We start from the raw sequence: 2,563 nt of genomic DNA on the forward strand, positions 1-2,563 counted from the left end.
GCGTCAGTGCTCATCAGGATGTCTTCTCCGGGAAGGTCAGGTTGTTTTCTCTGGGAAGGGCAGCGCGATGGGGTCGGCCGGGAGGCGGCTTCGCCCGGACTCGTCGAACCGGTCGAGCCCGAGCATGGATGCGTCGACGATCTCTGACGCCCCGGTCAGCGCCACGTCCGCGGTCGCCCGCGCGACCGCGGGTCCCCACATCATGCCCGCGCCGCCGGCCGAGGCCACGAACACCCGGTCGCGGTCCAGCGCCGGGCCGATGATCGGCAGGTGGTCTTGTGTGAAGTCGATGGTCGCCGCCCACACGCGGCGCAGCCGCAGGTCGGCGGTGAGCGGCACGAGCTTGGCCAGCCGCTGGCGCATCAGCGCCAGGTAGGGCTCGTCCACGCTGCGGTCCTCGCCCGGCGGCTCGTCCGGGTTGCTCATGCCGAACAGCAGCCCGTCCTCCTCCGGCCGCCAGTACAGCCCCGACGGCAAGTCGAACACCATCGGAGTGTCCGCGAACGCCGGGTGCACCTCGGTCACCGCGACCTGGTGCCGCGCGCCGCCGACCGGGATGCGGATGCCCGCGAGCGCGCCGACCGCGGCCAGCTTCGGCCCGCCGGTGAGGATCACCAGCCCGGCCGAGATCGTGCCGCGCGAGGTGGCCACGACCGTGCCGTTAAGGGCCGTTCCGTCAAGCCCGCTGAACGCGGTCTGCTCCGCCACGTGCACGCCGCTGCCGAGCAGCGCGGCGGTGTAGGCAGAGACGTTGCGCGGCGGCGTGATGTAGCCGTCTTCCGCGCAGTACGACGCGCCGAGCGTCTGCCCGGAGGCCATCGTCGGGTTGAGCTCGGTGACCTCGTCCGGGCCGGCCCAGCGCACCGGGATCCCCTCGGCCTGCTGCATGGCGATCCGCGCGTGCGCGGCCGCCACCTCGGCCGCGGTGAAGCACGGCAGCAGGTACCCCTGGCGGGTGAAACCCGAATCGGTGCCGATCTCGGCGTGCTGTGCGAGGTAGAAGTCACGACTCCAGCGGCCTAGCTTGACGGCCTCTGGCGTTCCGCCCTGCATTCGGACCACCCCGGCAGCGCGGCTGCTCGCGCCCTGGCCGAGGTGTCCCTTCTCGATGAGGACGACGTTGTCCAGCCCGGATTTCCGCAGGAAGTACGCGCACCAGGCGCCGACGGTGCCGCCGCCGACCACGACGGCGTCCGCGGTAGCTGGCAGTCCTGAGATCGTTGGCACGCAATCGATGCTGTCATAGACTGAACGTTCAGTCAATGATTGCGGAGGTGGGCGGGCATGTACGGCTTGTCGGACGAGGACCTGGACATCCAGACGCGGGCGCGGGTCTTCGCGGACGAACTCATCCCGTTCGAGGTCGAGGCGGAGCTCAGCGACGGCCTGCCGGACGACGTCACGGAGGCGCACAAGAAGCGGGCCATGGAGCTCGGCCTGCACTCCACCAACATGCCGAAGGAACTGGGCGGCGGCGGCCGCACCACGCTGCAGCAGGTCCTGGTGCAGGAGCAGATGGGCCGGGTGACCAACGCGCTCGGCTGGGTCGCGGCGACCCCGCCGTCCTGGCTTCCCCCGGTGGCCACGCCGGACCAGGTCGAGCGTTACCTGAAGCCGACGATCCGCGGCGAGCGCGAGGAGTGCTACGCGATCACTGAGGAGGGCGCCGGGTCGGACGTGGACGCGATCGAGGCGACGGCCCGGCGCGACGGCGACGAGTGGGTGCTCAACGGCGTCAAGTGGCACGTCACCTCCTACAACACCGCCGACTACTGCTTCTTCCAGGCCAAGACGGCCGGCGGTGAGCACCTCATGTTCCTGGTGGACCTGCCCACTGCGGGGGTGAGCGTGCTGCGCACGCCCGCCTACTCGCACACGATCAGCCACCACCACCCGATCGTCGGCTTCGCCGACGTCCGCGTCCCCGCCGCCAGCCTGGTCGGCGGCGAGGGCGACGGCATGTCGTACGCGCGCGAGTGGTTCCGTTTCGAGCGGATGATGGTCGCGGCGCGCTGCCTGGGCGCGGCCGAGCGCCTCGTCGCCGAGATGACCGAATTCGCGAAGACCCGGGTGGCCGGCGGCCGCCCGATCGCCGAGCACGGCCTGGTCGCGGGGATGCTCGCCGACAGCATGACCGAGCTGTTCGCCGCCCGCTCGATGCTGTACGAGACCGCGCGCGGCATCGACCGCGGCGCGGACGTGAAGATCGCGCACGGGCAGTGCTCGATGGCGAAGCTGTACTGCTCGGAGATGGCCAACCGGGTGGCCGACCGCGCCGTCCAGGTCTTCGGCGGCCGCGGCTACATGCGGGAGAACGTGGCCGAGCGGTTCTTCCGCGAGCTGCGCGTGGAACGGATCTGGGAGGGCACCAGTGAGATCCAGCGCATGATCATCGCCGGCCAGATGACCCGCCGCGGGCCGGCCGCGCTGGCCTGAAGGGTCAGGGTGCGGCGGGCTCGAGCAGTTCGGTGACGCGCTGGCCGAGGTAGCCTCGCGCGATCGTGGTGACGAAGGCGTACACCGCGTCCTCGTCTGGTGCCATTGGCCCTGGGGAGGCGAGCGG

Annotated in this window: 2 protein-coding genes; one reads left to right on the top strand and one right to left on the bottom strand. The window is 71.0% G+C overall.

What is annotated here, in order from left to right; all coding sequences use genetic code 11:
• Positions 1 to 36: 36 nt before the first annotated feature.
• A complete protein-coding gene (locus tag WA805_RS19510; protein WP_425243047.1) occupies positions 37 to 1,227 on the bottom strand; it encodes an NAD(P)/FAD-dependent oxidoreductase in 1,191 nt (396 codons plus the stop codon).
• A 57-nt stretch (positions 1,228 to 1,284) separates the two neighbouring features.
• Here WA805_RS19510 and WA805_RS19515 point away from each other — a divergent pair, with 57 nt between their 5' ends.
• On the top strand, positions 1,285 to 2,436 hold the full coding sequence (locus WA805_RS19515; protein ID WP_425243048.1) for an acyl-CoA dehydrogenase family protein: 1,152 nt from the start codon (positions 1,285 to 1,287) through the stop codon (positions 2,434 to 2,436).
• Positions 2,437 to 2,563: the final 127 nt, after the last annotated feature.

It is taken from the genome of Trebonia sp., assembly GCF_049794275.1.
In the GTDB taxonomy this organism is placed as follows: domain Bacteria; phylum Actinomycetota; class Actinomycetes; order Streptosporangiales; family Streptosporangiaceae; genus Trebonia.

Excerpts from the sequence above, each read along its gene's own strand:
- WA805_RS19515 (WP_425243048.1), top strand. The coding sequence starts at position 1,285 with ATGTACGGCTTGTCGGACGAGGACCTGGACATCCAGACGCGGGCGCGG.